The 15,165-nt window shown below is 36.1% G+C and carries 14 protein-coding genes and 2 pseudogenes; 14 read left to right on the top strand and 2 right to left on the bottom strand.

The window, feature by feature from the left end; all coding sequences use genetic code 11:
- The first annotated feature begins 58 nt into the window (after nt 1–58).
- The 8 genes and pseudogenes from spoIVB to FH036_RS27415 form a co-directional block, all read left to right on the top strand.
- Nucleotides 59–1,357 (top strand): SpoIVB peptidase, encoded by a 1,299-nt coding sequence (gene spoIVB, locus FH036_RS13715; protein ID WP_002028467.1) that lies wholly within the window; start codon nt 59–61, stop codon nt 1,355–1,357.
- Nucleotides 1,358–1,644: 287 nt separating this feature from the next.
- Entirely contained in the window at nt 1,645–2,439 is a 795-nt protein-coding gene (spo0A, locus tag FH036_RS13705; protein WP_014297988.1) for a sporulation transcription factor Spo0A, read from the top strand.
- 404 nt (nt 2,440–2,843) lie between these two features.
- Nucleotides 2,844–4,085, top strand: coding sequence for a WXG100 family type VII secretion target (locus FH036_RS13700; RefSeq protein ID WP_257469599.1), 1,242 nt, complete (start codon nt 2,844–2,846; stop codon nt 4,083–4,085).
- A 36-nt stretch (nt 4,086–4,121) separates the two neighbouring features.
- Nucleotides 4,122–4,691: an imm11 family protein gene (locus tag FH036_RS13695; protein WP_139895881.1), complete on the top strand. Its 570-nt coding sequence runs from the start codon at nt 4,122–4,124 to the stop codon at nt 4,689–4,691.
- A 139-nt stretch (nt 4,692–4,830) separates the two neighbouring features.
- Nucleotides 4,831–5,283 (top strand): YrhA family protein, encoded by a 453-nt coding sequence (locus FH036_RS13690; protein WP_000265782.1) that lies wholly within the window; start codon nt 4,831–4,833, stop codon nt 5,281–5,283.
- Between the two features lie 19 nt (nt 5,284–5,302).
- Nucleotides 5,303–5,761, top strand: a complete 459-nt coding sequence (locus FH036_RS13685; protein WP_097852508.1) for an SMI1/KNR4 family protein — start codon at nt 5,303–5,305, stop codon at nt 5,759–5,761.
- Nucleotides 5,762–6,035: 274 nt separating this feature from the next.
- Nucleotides 6,036–6,282: pseudogene (locus FH036_RS13680) on the top strand (GntR family transcriptional regulator).
- 241 nt (nt 6,283–6,523) lie between these two features.
- A pseudogene (locus FH036_RS27415) lies at nt 6,524–6,622 on the top strand (sporulation transcription factor Spo0A); the annotation flags it as partial.
- A 253-nt stretch (nt 6,623–6,875) separates the two neighbouring features.
- Here the strand turns inward: FH036_RS27415 and FH036_RS13670 are convergent.
- On the bottom strand, nt 6,876–7,022 hold the full coding sequence (locus FH036_RS13670) for a YycC family protein (RefSeq protein ID WP_001247671.1): 147 nt from the start codon (nt 7,020–7,022) through the stop codon (nt 6,876–6,878).
- Nucleotides 7,023–7,072: 50 nt separating this feature from the next.
- On the opposite strand from FH036_RS13670, the gene FH036_RS13665 reads away from it, so the two are divergent.
- The gene (locus FH036_RS13665; protein WP_044793830.1) at nt 7,073–7,801 is read left to right on the top strand and encodes a glycerophosphodiester phosphodiesterase; all 729 of its coding nucleotides are present in this window, start codon (nt 7,073–7,075) and stop codon (nt 7,799–7,801) included.
- 54 nt (nt 7,802–7,855) lie between these two features.
- On the opposite strand, the gene FH036_RS13660 is transcribed toward FH036_RS13665, so the two are convergent.
- Complete coding sequence (locus tag FH036_RS13660) at nt 7,856–8,089, bottom strand: DUF2627 domain-containing protein (protein WP_001190187.1); 234 nt, start codon at nt 8,087–8,089, stop codon at nt 7,856–7,858.
- Nucleotides 8,090–8,225: 136 nt separating this feature from the next.
- Here FH036_RS13660 and FH036_RS13655 point away from each other — a divergent pair, with 136 nt between their 5' ends.
- The 5 genes from FH036_RS13655 to lpdA all read left to right on the top strand — a co-directional run bounded on the left by FH036_RS13655 (nt 8,226) and on the right by lpdA (nt 15,145).
- A complete protein-coding gene (locus tag FH036_RS13655; protein WP_000811007.1) occupies nt 8,226–10,298 on the top strand; it encodes a sigma-54 interaction domain-containing protein in 2,073 nt (690 codons plus the stop codon).
- 195 nt (nt 10,299–10,493) lie between these two features.
- Nucleotides 10,494–11,393 (top strand): phosphate butyryltransferase, encoded by a 900-nt coding sequence (yqiS, locus tag FH036_RS13645; protein WP_000763079.1) that lies wholly within the window; start codon nt 10,494–10,496, stop codon nt 11,391–11,393.
- A 34-nt stretch (nt 11,394–11,427) separates the two neighbouring features.
- A complete protein-coding gene (locus FH036_RS13640; protein ID WP_001162675.1) occupies nt 11,428–12,528 on the top strand; it encodes a leucine dehydrogenase in 1,101 nt (366 codons plus the stop codon).
- 87 nt (nt 12,529–12,615) lie between these two features.
- The gene (gene buk / locus FH036_RS13635) at nt 12,616–13,719 is read left to right on the top strand and encodes a butyrate kinase (RefSeq protein ID WP_000115774.1); all 1,104 of its coding nucleotides are present in this window, start codon (nt 12,616–12,618) and stop codon (nt 13,717–13,719) included.
- 4 nt (nt 13,720–13,723) lie between these two features.
- Nucleotides 13,724–15,145, top strand: a complete 1,422-nt coding sequence (gene lpdA / locus FH036_RS13630; RefSeq protein WP_001051291.1) for a dihydrolipoyl dehydrogenase — start codon at nt 13,724–13,726, stop codon at nt 15,143–15,145.
- Nucleotides 15,146–15,165 lie beyond the last annotated feature (20 nt).

Here is a 15,165-nt window from a genome sequence, read left to right as displayed (position 1 = left end):
GCAAGGAGAGATTAAAAAGTGAAGCCAAAAGGCTGAATGTGGGGTAGGAGCGAGGAGAGTGAACAAATTGAAATTAGAAAGATTTCGCAAAATAATAGGTATTTTTCTCCTTGTTTCTTTAGTTTTTATTGGGTGTTTTAAACCGCTTCGGACGTTTATTTCATCTCCGAAGCAACTTGTTGTTTTTGAAGGACAACAATCAGAAATAGCTTCATTACCAGTATTTAAAGCTTCATCTACAGATCGTCATGTGTTTACAGTAAGTTCAAATGAACAAAAACAAGGACTTATGGTAAATTCTCATCAAAATGGTGAAGCAGATATGGTGTTTCAGCTTGCTGGTTTTCCAGTGAAAAAAGTAAATGTGAGAGTATTAAAAGATTTCAAAGTTATTCCAGGTGGACAATCAATTGGTGTAAAGTTAAACACAAAAGGGGTACTTGTTGTAGGCCATCATTTAATTCAAACTGAAAAAGGGAAAGTATCTCCTGGTGAAACAGCTGGTGTGCAAATTGGAGATATGATTACTGAAATTAATGGTAAAACAATTGAAAGAATGAGTGATGTAGCACCATTTATTCATAATAGTGGGGAAACAGGCGAACCGCTTAATCTCGTTTTGCTAAGGGATGGAAAGCATATCCGCACTAAATTAACACCACAAAAAGACAGTGGAGAATCGTCTTATCGCATTGGTTTATATATTCGTGATTCGGCAGCTGGAATCGGAACAATGACATTTGTTCATCCTGATTCTATGAAATATGGGGCACTTGGTCATGTTATTTCTGATAATGATACGAAAAAGCCGATTCAAGTCGAAGATGGACAAATTATGCGTTCGACAGTTACATCAATTGAAAGAGGTAGTCATGGGAATCCAGGGGAGAAATTAGCGAGGTTCTCACCTGATCGTGAAGTGATTGGCAATATTACAATAAATAGTCCATTTGGTATTTTTGGCAAATTGAATACAAATATGACAAATGGCGTAATGGATAAAGCAATGCCTATTGCACTATCTCATCAAGTAAAAGAAGGACCAGCAAAAATATTAACGGTTATTGATCAAGATAAAGTGGAAGCGTTTGATATTGAAGTTGTGAGTACAGTACCGCAAAAGTTTCCGGCAACAAAAGGCATGGTAATAAAAGTAACAGATAAACGTTTATTAGCGAAAACAGGTGGTATCGTACAGGGGATGAGCGGAAGTCCAATTGTACAAAATGGAAAGGTAATTGGCGCTGTTACACATGTATTTGTAAATGATCCAACATCAGGATATGGTGTTCATATTGAATGGATGTTACATGAGGCTGGAATTAACATTTATGATCAAGAAAGAAAAGCGAGCTAATTAATAATTAGCTCGTTTTTCTATTGAAAAATTCGTTGAAATTTTGTAAAAGCTCCGCAAGAGGTGTTTTTTGTTGTAAAATAAAAGGAAAGGGTTGAACGTTTCGTTGTTTTTCTATGATGGAATGTGTTGCGAAAAGGAATAAATAAACGATAAACATATTTTTTTGTGATTTTATCGGAAAGTAACAAACTTTAAAAGGGAATTTTCACACAATTGTCGAACAATTCATGTAGCCTAGAAGGATACACATGTCGGAGAATCGATTCGGTAAGGGAGGAAAAGCTGTGGAGAAAATTAAAGTATGTCTTGTGGATGATAATAAAGAATTAGTATCAATGCTAGAGAGTTATGTAGCTGCTCAAGAGGATATGGAAGTAATTGGTACTGCTTATAATGGTCAAGAGTGTTTAAATTTATTAAAAGATAAGCAGCCGGATGTACTTGTATTAGATATTATTATGCCACATTTAGATGGGTTAGCTGTACTAGAGAAAATGCGCCATATTGAAAGGTTAAGACAGCCTAGCGTAATTATGTTGACAGCGTTTGGACAAGAAGATGTGACGAAAAAAGCAGTTGACTTAGGTGCGTCATATTTCATATTAAAACCATTTGATATGGAGAATTTAACGAGTCATATTCGTCAAGTGAGCGGTAAAGCGAACGCTACTATTAAACGTCCACTGCCATCTTTCCGATCAGCAACAACAGTAGATGGAAAACCGAAAAACTTAGATGCAAGCATTACGAGTATCATTCATGAAATTGGTGTGCCTGCTCATATTAAAGGGTACATGTACTTAAGGGAAGCAATTTCTATGGTGTACAATGACATCGAATTACTTGGATCTATTACGAAAGTATTGTATCCAGATATCGCGAAGAAATATAATACAACAGCAAGCCGTGTCGAGCGTGCAATCCGTCACGCAATTGAAGTAGCATGGAGTCGTGGGAATATCGATTCTATTTCGTCCTTATTCGGTTATACAGTATCTATGTCAAAAGCAAAACCTACGAACTCTGAGTTCATCGCAATGGTTGCGGATAAGCTGAGACTTGAACATAAGGCTAGCTAATCGTTGTTGTGTCAAGGTGTTAAGCGTATTTCATAACAAAATTTAATAACCAACGAATTGCGTATGTAGGCAATAAAGTACATAGGTAATTGGCGGTTAATTTAAAAACCTCTTAATTATTGGTATTTTAATTCCAAGAATTAGGAGGTTTTTTGTTGATAGAAAGCACACAATTATCATATTGAGATTTAGGTGATTTATCTCGCATTAATGGACGGTAAGACTCCTGTCTTGAAAATTGGCGGGAGATCAACTGCCTGTAACCGCCCAATTGGTTCGAATAATAATTAATGGGGACGAACAAAATCGACTGATTAAAGTTTTAGTTTATATTATATAAATCACTCCGAAAGAGTAAGATGGATGCTTGATTCTGCAAAGAAGAAGTTAAGTGAGGTATATTTTTGATAGGATTTCCGTGTTTATTTGTTTTAAATAGCAGACAGCAAGATTTATATAACCAAACGGAATACGTAGCTGCAATGTGGAACGGTGCAACGAGTCAAAGGTTTTATCAGATGTTTAATGAAACAAAACCTCAAATGTTTAATGTGTTTCGGGAATTTGATAAGATTGCAGAAGAACTAATGCGCGCTGCTGAAAAGTTTCGTAATGCTGATGAACGTTATGATGGTAATTTAGTTGATGGGAATTTATCAGATGAAAAGGTAGAAGAAGGGGCAATGTGCGGCAAACCCTCTGAAAAATCTATGCTTAGAAAAATTTGGGACGGTATATACGTTGGTTCTGGGCAAGTTATTGGGGGGATTGTAGAAGGATTTGATTCACTAGACGATACAGTAACAAAAGAAAATATTAAGTATGCTATAGGTCACCCTATAGAGACAACCTTTACTGCTTGGAATGCTGTTTCGGATTCATTTATGAATGATTTTTGGCATGGTGATGCGGAAAGTCGTACAAAATGGGGAACGAGTGTTTTTATGGGGCTTGGATTGGGATGGCTTGGGGATAAAGGAATAAGTAAAGTAACTACACTTTCAAAAGGTACCAATCTAACAAAATTCTCAGAAGGTATCTCGTCCGTTTCGAATCAATTACCATTAAAAGAACGATTTGCATTTGCAGGTACTAGTGGCTTTGGTAGCAATCAGATAAAAACTTTTGAAGCTTTACAAGAAGCCCGTGATACATTTATGTTTTCTGAAACTGGTGGAAGAAGTAGAGTTAAAGGTGTACAAGAAGTAATAAAAGATTATGCGGATAAAGTTCTTGATAGAGTTGAAGTGAAAAATGAGTATCCTGATTCGTATACAGCATCTAAAATATTACGTGAAGAACTTAAGGATGCAGGGATTGAACCACCCCCATATTCTAATGCAGCACATCACATCGGACCTTGGAATGATAAAAGGGCGGCACTCGTACAAGAATTATTAGAAGAGTTTGGGATACATCCTGATTCTGCTGCTAATGGGGTATTTTTACCATATAAATTGAATGATTATGTAACTACTGAAGCATTACATATCGGTAGTCATTCAGCAGAATATGCAGATGAAGTGGCTAGAGTGTTAAAAGAAGTTAAAGTATACGGTGGTACTCAAGCTGATGCTATTGCAGCCCTACATGACATAAGGATACGTTTATTAGAGGGGAGTTTAAAATTAAATAAATCGAAATAATTTGTAAATATATTAAATCTCGAAGGAGAATAAAAAATGAAAATTTGGGAATTGAGAAGTTCGTTTGATGATTGCCAGTCTTTCCAGCTATTGAAATATAAAGAGGATAAAAAATATTTTGAAGGGAAGTTCAACTCCACTGCAATTTTACTAGATTCATGGGGAGAAATATTTATTGAATGTATAGAAGGAGATAAACCTAGCGACTGTCCGCATTTTTGGGGGGAAACTGGTTCAATAATGATTAGTGAACAAGCAAAAAATTTATTAGAACCTTTAATAGGTACTGATGTTGAGTTTCTTCCACTTGTTCATAATAAAACAAATGAAGTATATTATGTAGTCCATGTTTTAAATGTACTAGATGCAATTGATAGTAATAAAGCAATCTTTAAAAAATTAATCACAGGTTTAGTAATAGGATGTGAAAAATTCGCATTTATTCCTAACATTGTTCACAATGAAATGATTTTTAAAGTATATATAAATCAAAGAATCCATCCTACTTCCGTTTTTGTATCAGATGAATTTAGAAATGCAGTGTTAGAAAGTGATTTAAAAGGTTTTGAATTTATAGAGGTATGGGATTCAGAAACGGACATGTAAAAAAAGTCCTAAAATAACTGATAGGAGTTAGTAACATAGATGCAAAGGTTTCAGAAATTCTAAGAATGTTAAACAATTATGAGGGAAATGAAAAAGAAATTTTGGAACAGATTCAAGCTGAAGCAATGGTGAAATTTATATGTGGAAAAATCTGATTTTAGAAATTGAAGATATACTGAAAAGTGTTAACTTTAATCTGAACACACCAGCAACAGATACTGAAGTTCATAGATTAAGAGAACGTGTGAAAGAGAAATTTAATGTTGATTTACCGAGTGAATTTGAGGAGTTTATTAAAAACGTAAATGGTTTAGATTTTGGTGGACTAGTTATTTATGGAGTTGACCCTTCTTTACTAGAAACAGAAAGAAACGAACCGATTTGTGGATTTATAGACACGAATAAGATTTGGTATGAAAATGAATTTCAAAAAGAGTATCTTTTCTTTGGAGATTCAAGTATTGCTTGGTTTTGTAAAAACTTATCTGATGGTACTTGCTTAGAACTTGATAAACCATCTGGCACAGTGATGAAAACATATAATGATTTCAATACAATGCTTGAAGAAGCATTGAAAACAGCCCTTCTGTAATAAGGAGGTAGTAAAAATTATGTTTAACTTTTTGAAAAAACATATTGTAGCAGACGAAAGTATTAAATCTAATCAAACCCCTATTTTTTACCTTTTGCCAAAAGAAGAGATAGAGGAAGCAGAAGATTTATTAAAAATGAAATTCCCTAAAGAATTGAAAATTTTTTATAAAGAAATTGGTTATGGTTTTTTAGAGGCATCAAGTAAGTTCTTTTTTAACAGATTTATGGACCCATTTTCTGTTGCGGATTTTCGTTTGAGACAAGATATCTATGAATATGACCCTAATATAGATGGTGTAGATGATGAAGAATCATTGGTGTTTTTTGAAGTAACAGAACTTAGCTTTTTAACAATTAAATTTAAGCAGGAAAATGAATTAGGTCAATGTCCAATTTACTCTGAGGACGTAAAAATAGCGGATTCTTTAGAGGAGTTTTTAATTAAAATGGATGAAAATCCTGACTACTATATTTAATAGATATCAAGTCTATTTTTGTAGAGTGGTGCATTATTGGTTCATCCTTTTAAGAATTGTTTTCTAGCTTATGTAATTGCGAAGACCAATAATAATTACTTATGAATAACAAAAGTAAGACTTATGTGAATTACGCATAAGTTTTTTTAATATATATAGCCTACAAGTTAAGGGGGGGGGTTATTGTTTTTATAGTAATTAATATGTACTATATGAAGTGTAAGGCACCATTAGTATGAGTGCTAAATGACAGAATAAGGGAAGGGGATTGCGGTTGGCACTGTTCAAACGCACTAACTTAGATAAAACAGAACTGTTGTTACTATATATTATGAAAGAATTAGAAGCGGATAAAGCACCAGTAAAGTTATCTTATAACCAGTTACAAGACTATTTAAGGGCTAATCGTAATACAACATCAAAGGCAATAAAAGGACTAAAAGAACTAAAAGAACAGGGGCTATTGTTAGTTACAGTAGGACAGGGGGAAAGCTTCAAATACGTACCAACTTAGACTATAGGAATAAGGATATAGTCGTAAATCAAGAAGCTGAATAGAGGGTAACGTGAAACAGTACGTGGATATCATTGAATTCTATTGACGTTTGCCCCTGTGAATATGTATTATATTCTTATACACATTAGTAATGTAATGTTACCAATGAATTAAGAAAAACGAAACCAATAAAGGGCGTGAAATTTAACGTATTTATTGGACGAAAAGAAAATGTTAGAAACGTATATATATCAACGTTTAAAGCTTTCGGTTATACAGTATCTATGTCAAAAGCAAAACCTACGAACTCAGAGTTCAGCGCAATGGTTGCGGATAAGCTGAGACTTGAACATAAGGCTAGCTGAGAATAGAAGAAGTAAGGGATTTAAGTTTTAATAAAGCTTAATAATTCTTGAAATGTATACTCGATAGTAAATTTAAAACCAATGAACTTTTTAATTAATGACCAATGAATGTTAGAATTCGTTGGTCTTTTTATTGTACATGTTCGAAGTGAAGGTTAAATTGAATCATGGTATATCCAATGAGGGATTTTAGCAAGCAAGTCATCCGTGATATAATAGAAAATAATAAAAAGTCCTGTGAAACAGGACTGTATTATTCTTCGTCTTTATTTTGTTTTTCTAATTCAACTAACTTTTGAATTAAAATGTGCTGCGGCATATGCATAAGTTGTTCAAGTGGAACACCTAGTGCTTTTGATAGGCGGACTGCAGTGTCTGGAGAAATTTGTAATGGTCTCATAGAAGTACCTCCTTTTTCGTATAGTATAGCATAAGATTGGGGGAGTGAGGATGACTCTTATATTTGCACATCGTGGTGCAGCGGGAACATACCCAGAAAATACGATGATTTCATTTGAAGCAGCTGAATCTTTTAAGGCAGATGGAATTGAGCTTGATGTTCAATTAACGAAAGACGGAAAGGTTGTCGTCATTCATGATGAAACAGTGGACCGGACAACGAATGGAAAAGGTGCGGTTCGAAATTATTTATATGAGGATTTATGTAAATTAGATGCGAGCTATAAATTTGGTGATAAAGTAGGATTTTGTAAAATACCTCTTTTAGAAGAGGTGTTACAATGGATTGAAAAAACAGAGTTGCTACTTAATATTGAACTTAAAAACAATAAAATTCCATACAGAGGTTTAGAAGAAGAAGTTATAACGCTTGTACGGAAATTTAATTTAGAAGATCGTGTTATATTTTCTTCATTTAATCACTACAGTATGAAAAGGTGTCATATGATGGCTCCTGATATTCAAACAGCGATTTTATATCGCGAAGGCCTGCATAGCCCGTGGGCATATGCAAAAAAGATGGGAGCTACTGCGGTGCATCCGAATTATCGTTACCTTCAAGATGCCATTGCTGAATTAACGATGGAAAGTGATGTAGAAGTTCGGCCCTATACAATTAATGAAGAAACACTTATGCGTAAATATTTTGATATGAATATTTCGGCGATTATTACGGATTATCCTGAAACGGCAAGAACGTTATTGCAAATAAAAAAATGAGACCGCTTGTAACGGTCTCATTTTTTTATTTGCAAATAGTAGAGATTTCCTATCCTATCTTCGAAAGCGAGCTTGTACTTTATTTCGTTTACGATCTCGGTGTAAGACGAAACCACCAAAGATATAAAATCCGAGCGCGAAGCAGAGAGCCCCGATTAAAAATTGTAACCATAGTATAGAGAGTGGAGGAAATAAAATCCCAAATACGGTATCTCTCATTAACTTAATGCCAAACACAGCTAATGAAATAGGGATGAGTGCTAATAATAGAGCAAGGTAACGCTGCATATAAACGCTCCTTTTCAGATTATTTTGTTTATTTTAATGATGTTATATGAAAAGGGGGTTTGTCAAGAGGGGGCTGAACGAGTAAGATAAGGGTGTGAAAAATTTTGCAGAGATACTCCGAGAGGAAGTGTAATATATGAAACAAAAAGTTTTAATTGTTGGTGCAGGTGAAGGTGGTAGTACACTGCTGCGTCTGTTACAGAGTTCGAATATATTTCAAATTATAGGGATTATTGATATAAATCCGATAGCAAAAGGGTTACAGATGGCAAAGGAATACGGGATTGCAATTGGAGAGAGTGTGACTCCATTTCTTTCTATGCACATTGATGTAATGTTTGATATGACAGGTGACGATGATTTACATAAAGATTTATTAAAGAAAAAGCATAAAGATACTCTTCTTATACCAGGTGATATTGCAAAGATTGTTACGAGATTAGCACATGAGAAGGAAGATTTAATTGGAAAGTTAGAAGAGCAAACGCAGCAAGGTGATCTGATTTTAAATTCTACGCATGACGGTATGATTGTGATTGATCGAGAGGGACAAGTTCGCCTATTTAATAAAAGTGCAGAGCGTATTATCGGGTATAAAAAAGAAGATGCGGTAGGGAAATATATTTTAGAAGTTATTCCGACTAGTAAGTTGCTTCGTATTATACGTACGAAACAAATAGAAGTAAATTATGAATTGACGCTTGAGAATGGAAAGAAAATTATTACAACCCGTATTCCAATATTAAAAGAGGGAGGAGAAGTGCAAGGGGCATTTGCGATTTTTAAAGATATAACAGAGGTTGTAGATCTTGCGGAAGAAGTTACAGATTTAAAGGAGATTCAAACGTTACTTGAGGCGATTATTAACTCGTCTGAGGAAGCTATTTCGGTCGTGGATGAAAAAGGTCGAGGATTAGTAATTAACCCTGCATATACGAAATTAACAGGTTTAACAGAAGAGGACATTATTGGAAAGCCGGCTACAACCGATATTGTAGAAGGTGAAAGTATGCATATGAAAGTTCTTCGAACACGTAGGGCGGTACGAGGAATACATATGAAGATTGGCCAAAAAAAGCGAGACGTAATTGTAAATGTAGCACCGGTCATTGTAGATGGAATATTAAAAGGAAGCGTTGGTGTAATTCGTGATGTATCAGAAATTCAAAAGTTAACAAATGAATTGAATCGAGCGAGGCAAATTATTCGAACGTTAGAAGCAAAATATTCATTTGATGACATTGTCGGAAATTCAGATGAAACAACGGCTGCTATTGAACAGGCGAAACTGGGGGCGAATACACCAGCAACAGTGTTGTTACGCGGGGAGTCGGGGACAGGTAAAGAATTGTTTGCGCATGCTATCCATAATGGAAGTAATCGGAAATATAATAAGTTTGTTCGTGTAAACTGTGCGGCTATTTCGGAGACGTTGTTAGAAAGTGAATTGTTTGGTTATGAGGAAGGGGCATTTTCTGGTGCGAAAAGAGGGGGAAAACGTGGATTCTTTGAGGAAGCGAATAACGGCAGCATCTTTTTAGATGAAATAGGGGAACTATCTGCAAATACGCAAGCGAAACTCCTTCGCGTTTTGCAAGAGAAAGAAATTGTAAAAGTTGGTGGAACGAAAGCAATTCCTATCAATGTCAGAGTAATTGCAGCGACGCACGTGAATTTAGAAAAAGCCATTCTAGAAGGGAAGTTTAGGGAGGATTTATATTATCGATTAAATAAAATTCCAATTCAAATCCCATCTCTTCGTCAGCGTAAAGGGGATATACCGGCAATCGCAGACAGGTTAATTCAAAAAATTAACCAAGATTATGGCCGAAATATAGAGGGACTCACTAATTCGGCTATTTCATATTTACAATCATATGAATGGCCAGGAAATGTGAGGGAACTTGAAAATATTTTGGGGAGAGCTATAATCTTTATGAATTATAACGAGACCTATATAGATGTACAACATTTACCGCCATTACATAACGAAGAGCAGGTGGAGTCAAAGCAAGCTCATTTATTACCTGAGTTAGAAGAAAAGCCACTTGAGCATTTAGTGACGGAGTTTGAAGGGAATATCATTCATGAATATTTAGAGAGATTTGGTGGAAATAAAACACAAACAGCCAGAGCGTTAGGGATTTCGGTTCGAAATTTATATTACAAGCTAGAAAAATATGAGTGTGCAAAAAATAGCATGCAATAAATTGCGTACCATGCAATTTATTGCATGGTATACAAAAAGCGACAAAATAAGACAGAATCTTTTGTTATTTTCCAAAGTATTGATTTTACTGTGTTTTGAATGCGTTTTCATTATTGGTAAGACCACTTTAAAAAGTTGGCACGGTATTTGCTTAATAAAAAGACGAGGGACGACGGAAAGGGTTGATTACAAAATATGAAGTTAGAACACTTAATTGATCAAGCGGCAGGCCAGCCTAAAAAAACTGTGGCTGTAGCAGTAGCTGAAGATCATGAAGTAATTGAAGCTGTAGCGAAAGCAATTACATTACAGCTAGCTCAATTTCGTCTATATGGAAATCAAGAAAAAATAATGGGGATGCTACAAGAACATAGTTTACAAACTTCAGAACATATTGAAGTGATTGCAACACAGTCAAGTGCTGAGGCTGCAGAACTTTCTGTTAAAGCTGTAAGAAATGGCGAAGCAGATGTGCTTATGAAGGGGAACATCCCAACAGCAAATATTTTGAAAGCTGTATTAAATAAAGAGTGGGGACTTCGTAAAGGTAGCGTACTTTCACACGTTGCAGCATTTGAAGTTCCAAACTACAATCGTCTCATTTTTGTTACAGATGCAGCAATGAACATTGCACCTGATGTAACACAAAAAGCTGCTATTATACAAAATACTGTAGAAGTTGCCCGGGCAATAGGAATTGATTTGCCGAAGGTAGCCCCAATTGCAGCGGTAGAGGTTGTGAATCCTGCGATGCAAGCGACAATTGATGCAGCGATGTTAACTCAAATGAATCGCCGCGGACAAATTAAAAATTGTGTCGTTGATGGACCACTTGCTTTAGATAATGCAGTATCACAAATTGCAGCAGAACATAAAGGCATAGTAAGTGACGTAGCAGGTAAGGCAGACATTTTACTCGTCCCAACAATTGAAGCTGGAAATGTGCTATATAAATCACTCGTATACTTTGCGGATGCAAAAGTAGGAGCAATGATTGCTGGCGCAAAAGCACCGATTGTTTTAACATCTCGTGCTGATTCAGCAGAAACAAAAGTATATTCATTAGCATTGGCAGTTGCCACTGCTTCAAAATAAACCAAATAGGGTAAAACATTAGGGGGAAACGACAATGGCATTAGAAATCTTCGAATACTTAGAAAAATATGATTATGAGCAAGTGGTATTTTGTCAAGATAAAGAATCAGGTTTAAAAGCAATCATTGCAATTCATGATACAACACTTGGACCTGCTCTTGGTGGAACAAGAATGTGGACATATGATTCTGAAGAAGCGGCGATTGAAGATGCATTGCGTCTTGCAAAAGGGATGACATATAAAAACGCAGCAGCTGGTTTAAACTTAGGTGGTGCGAAAACAGTAATTATCGGTGATCCACGTAAAGATAAGAGCGAAGCAATGTTCCGTGCATTAGGTCGTTATATTCAAGGACTAAACGGACGTTACATTACAGCTGAAGATGTTGGTACAACAGTAGATGATATGGATATTATCCACGAAGAAACTGACTTTGTAACAGGTATTTCACCATCATTCGGTTCTTCTGGTAATCCATCTCCAGTAACTGCATACGGTGTTTATCGTGGTATGAAAGCTGCTGCGAAAGAGGCTTTCGGTACTGATAATTTAGAAGGAAAAGTAATTGCTGTTCAAGGTGTTGGTAACGTAGCATATCACCTATGCAAACATTTACACGCTGAAGGCGCAAAACTAATCGTTACAGATATTAATAAAGAAGCTGTACAACGTGCAGTAGAAGAATTCGGTGCAACAGCAGTTGAGCCAAATGAAATTTACGGTGTTGAATGTGATATTTACGCACCATGTGCATTAGGCGCAACAGTTAATGACGAAACTATTCCACAACTTAAAGCAAAAGTAATTGCAGGTTCTGCAAATAACCAATTAAAAGAAGATCGTCACGGCGACATCATTCATGAAATGGGTATTGTATACGCACCAGACTATGTAATTAATGCAGGTGGCGTAATTAACGTAGCAGACGAGTTATATGGATACAATAGAGAACGTGCATTAAAACGCGTAGAATCAATTTATGACACAATTGCAAAAGTAATCGAAATTTCAAAACGCGATGGCATTGCAACTTATGTAGCAGCTGATCGTCTAGCTGAAGAGCGCATTGCAAGCTTGAAAAACTCTCGTAGCACATACTTACGCAACGGTCACGACATTATTAGCCGTCGCTAATCATTCATATATTACTTTTACAAAAGGTGTGGTTACCTCTTATGAGGTTTCCACCTCCTTTTGAATTTATTAGTGGAGGTAGCAACAGTGTCTGTAAATCGAATTCTTGTTATTAATCCGGGTAGTACATCCACAAAAATTGGTGTTTTTGATAATGAAAGACCCGTTTTAGAAGAAACTATTCGTCATGACGAAGAACAGATTGGAAAATATAAGCGAATTATCGACCAATATGAGTTTCGTAAAGAAACGATCTTAGAAGTTCTACATTCTCACGGTATTAACATTTCAAAATTAAACGCAGTTTGTGGCCGTGGGGGATTACTTCGTCCAATCGAAGGCGGAACATACACAGTAAACGATGCGATGTTAGAAGATTTAAAAAATGGTTTTAGCGGTCATCACGCTTCAAACCTTGGGGGCATTTTAGCATATGAAATAGCTTCTGGATTAAATATTCCGGCATTCATTGTAGACCCTGTCGTTGTAGATGAAATGGAGCCTATTGCTCGTATAAGTGGTATTGCTGGTATGGAACGCAAAAGTATTTTCCATGCTTTAAATCAAAAAGCAGTTGCTCGTAAAGTAGCTGAACAGTTAAATCACAAATATGAGGATTTAAATTTATTAGTTACACATATGGGCGGCGGTATTACAGTTGGTGCTCATAAAAAAGGAAGAGTAATCGATGTAAATAACGGTTTAAACGGAGAAGGCCCATTTAGTCCAGAGCGCGCTGGTACAGTACCAGTAGGGCAACTAGTAGAAATGTGTTTCTCTGGTGAGTATTACCGAGATGAAATGATTAAAAAACTTGTCGGACAAGGTGGACTTGTAAGTCTTATCGGTACAAATGATGCGATTAAAGTAGAACAAATGGTTGAAAAAGGTGATCCTGAAGCAACTCTTATTTATAAAGCTATGGCATATCAAGTTGCAAAAGAGATTGGCGGAGCTAGCGCTGTACTTCACGGGAAAATCGATGCAATCGTATTAACTGGTGGACTTGCTTACAGTAAAATCCTTGTTGATGAAATAAAAGAACGAGTAGACTGGATTGCAGATGTTATCGTACATCCAGGAGAAGATGAATTACAAGCATTAGCAGAAGGGGCACTTCGTGTACTACGTGAAGAAGAAGCTCCAAAAGAATATATTGTACGTGAAAAAGAAACGGTAGCTAGGGGTTGAGATAATGGCAAAAGAATATGATTTAGTCATCGTTGGCGGCGGTACTGGTGGATATGTTGCTGCAATTCGTGCATCACAACTAGGGTTAAAAACTGCACTTGTTGAAAAAGAAAATCTTGGTGGTACTTGTTTACACAAAGGATGTATTCCTAGTAAAGCCCTTTTACGTAGTGCGGAAGTATACGCAACTGCTAAAAAAAGCGAAGAGTTCGGAGTTATTGCAAGTAATGTAGAACTAAACTTTGCGAAAGTACAAGAGCGTAAAGAGAAGATTGTAACGCAACTTCATAAAGGTGTTCAGCACTTAATGAAACAAGGTAAAATTGATGTGTTTGAAGGTATTGGCCGTATTCTTGGCCCATCTATTTTCTCTCCGATGCCAGGGACAATTTCAGTTGAACTTGCAAGTGGAGAAGAGAATGAAATGTTAATTCCAAAAAATGTACTTATTGCAACAGGTTCTCGTCCGAATTCATTACCAGGTTTAGAATTAGACGGAGAGTATGTAATGTCTTCCGATCATGCCCTAAAAATGGAAACGCTTCCTAGCTCGATTATTATCGTTGGTGGCGGTGTAATTGGTATTGAGTGGGCATCTATGCTTGCTGACTTCGGTGTAGAAGTTACAGTATTAGAGTATGCGAAAACGATACTACCACTAGAAGACCAAGACGTTTCAAAAGAAATGCAACGTCTATTCAAGAAAAAAGGTATTAAAGTGGTAACTGGTGCAAAAGTATTACCAGAAACATTGGTAAAAGATAATGGAGTAACAATTCAAGCTGAACATAACGGTGAGAATAAAGAATTTAAAGCAGAAAAAATGCTTGTATCTGTAGGACGACAAGCCAATACGCAAAATATTGGTTTAGAGAATACGGATATCGTTGTGGAAAAAGGATACATTCAAACAAATGAGTTTTATCAAACGAAAGAATCTCATATTTACGCAATCGGTGATGTAATCGGTGGCTTACAGCTTGCTCACGTTGCTTCTCATGAAGGAATTGTTGCAGTAGAACATATTGCTGGTAAAGAAGTTACACCAATTGATTATTCTATGGTATCAAAATGCGTATATAGCAGTCCGGAAGTTGCTTCTGTCGGTTTAACAGAACAAGAAGCGAAAGAAAAAGGCTATAAGCTAAAAGTAGGTAAGTTCTCATTCCGTGCAATCGGAAAAGCGCTTGTATACGGCGAATCAGATGGTTTCGTAAAACTTGTAGTTGATGAAGAAACAAATGATATTCTCGGTGTTCATATGATTGGACCGCATGTAACAGATATGATTTCTGAAGCGGGTCTTGCAAGAGTACTTGATGCAACACCTTGGGAAGTAGCACATACAATTCATCCGCATCCATCATTATCTGAGGCGATTGGTGAAGCAGCATTAGCTGTAGATGGAAAAGCGTTACACGCATAAAAATGTGGATTTAGGAGGTT

The sequence above is a fragment of the Bacillus sp. CD3-5 genome (assembly GCF_006349665.1).
In the GTDB taxonomy this organism is placed as follows: domain Bacteria; phylum Bacillota; class Bacilli; order Bacillales; family Bacillaceae_G; genus Bacillus_A; species Bacillus_A paranthracis.
The sequence above is the reverse complement of the archived record's forward strand: the minus strand, read 5'-3'. Positions and strand labels throughout refer to the sequence as shown.

What these genes read in the sequence shown, in the direction of transcription:
- FH036_RS13670 (WP_001247671.1), bottom strand. Translation starts at nt 7,022, where the DNA reads ATGAGACCATTACAAATTTCTCCAGACACTGCAGTCCGCCTATCAAAA.
- FH036_RS13660 (WP_001190187.1), bottom strand. Translation starts at nt 8,089, where the DNA reads ATGCAGCGTTACCTTGCTCTATTATTAGCACTCATCCCTATTTCATTA.
- FH036_RS13685 (WP_097852508.1), top strand. Translation starts at nt 5,303, where the DNA reads ATGTTTAACTTTTTGAAAAAACATATTGTAGCAGACGAAAGTATTAAA.
- FH036_RS13640 (WP_001162675.1), top strand. Translation starts at nt 11,428, where the DNA reads ATGGCATTAGAAATCTTCGAATACTTAGAAAAATATGATTATGAGCAA.
- FH036_RS13665 (WP_044793830.1), top strand. Translation starts at nt 7,073, where the DNA reads ATGACTCTTATATTTGCACATCGTGGTGCAGCGGGAACATACCCAGAA.
- lpdA (WP_001051291.1), top strand. Translation starts at nt 13,724, where the DNA reads ATGGCAAAAGAATATGATTTAGTCATCGTTGGCGGCGGTACTGGTGGA.
- FH036_RS13655 (WP_000811007.1), top strand. Translation starts at nt 8,226, where the DNA reads ATGAAACAAAAAGTTTTAATTGTTGGTGCAGGTGAAGGTGGTAGTACA.
- yqiS (WP_000763079.1), top strand. Translation starts at nt 10,494, where the DNA reads ATGAAGTTAGAACACTTAATTGATCAAGCGGCAGGCCAGCCTAAAAAA.
- FH036_RS13695 (WP_139895881.1), top strand. Translation starts at nt 4,122, where the DNA reads ATGAAAATTTGGGAATTGAGAAGTTCGTTTGATGATTGCCAGTCTTTC.
- FH036_RS13690 (WP_000265782.1), top strand. Translation starts at nt 4,831, where the DNA reads ATGTGGAAAAATCTGATTTTAGAAATTGAAGATATACTGAAAAGTGTT.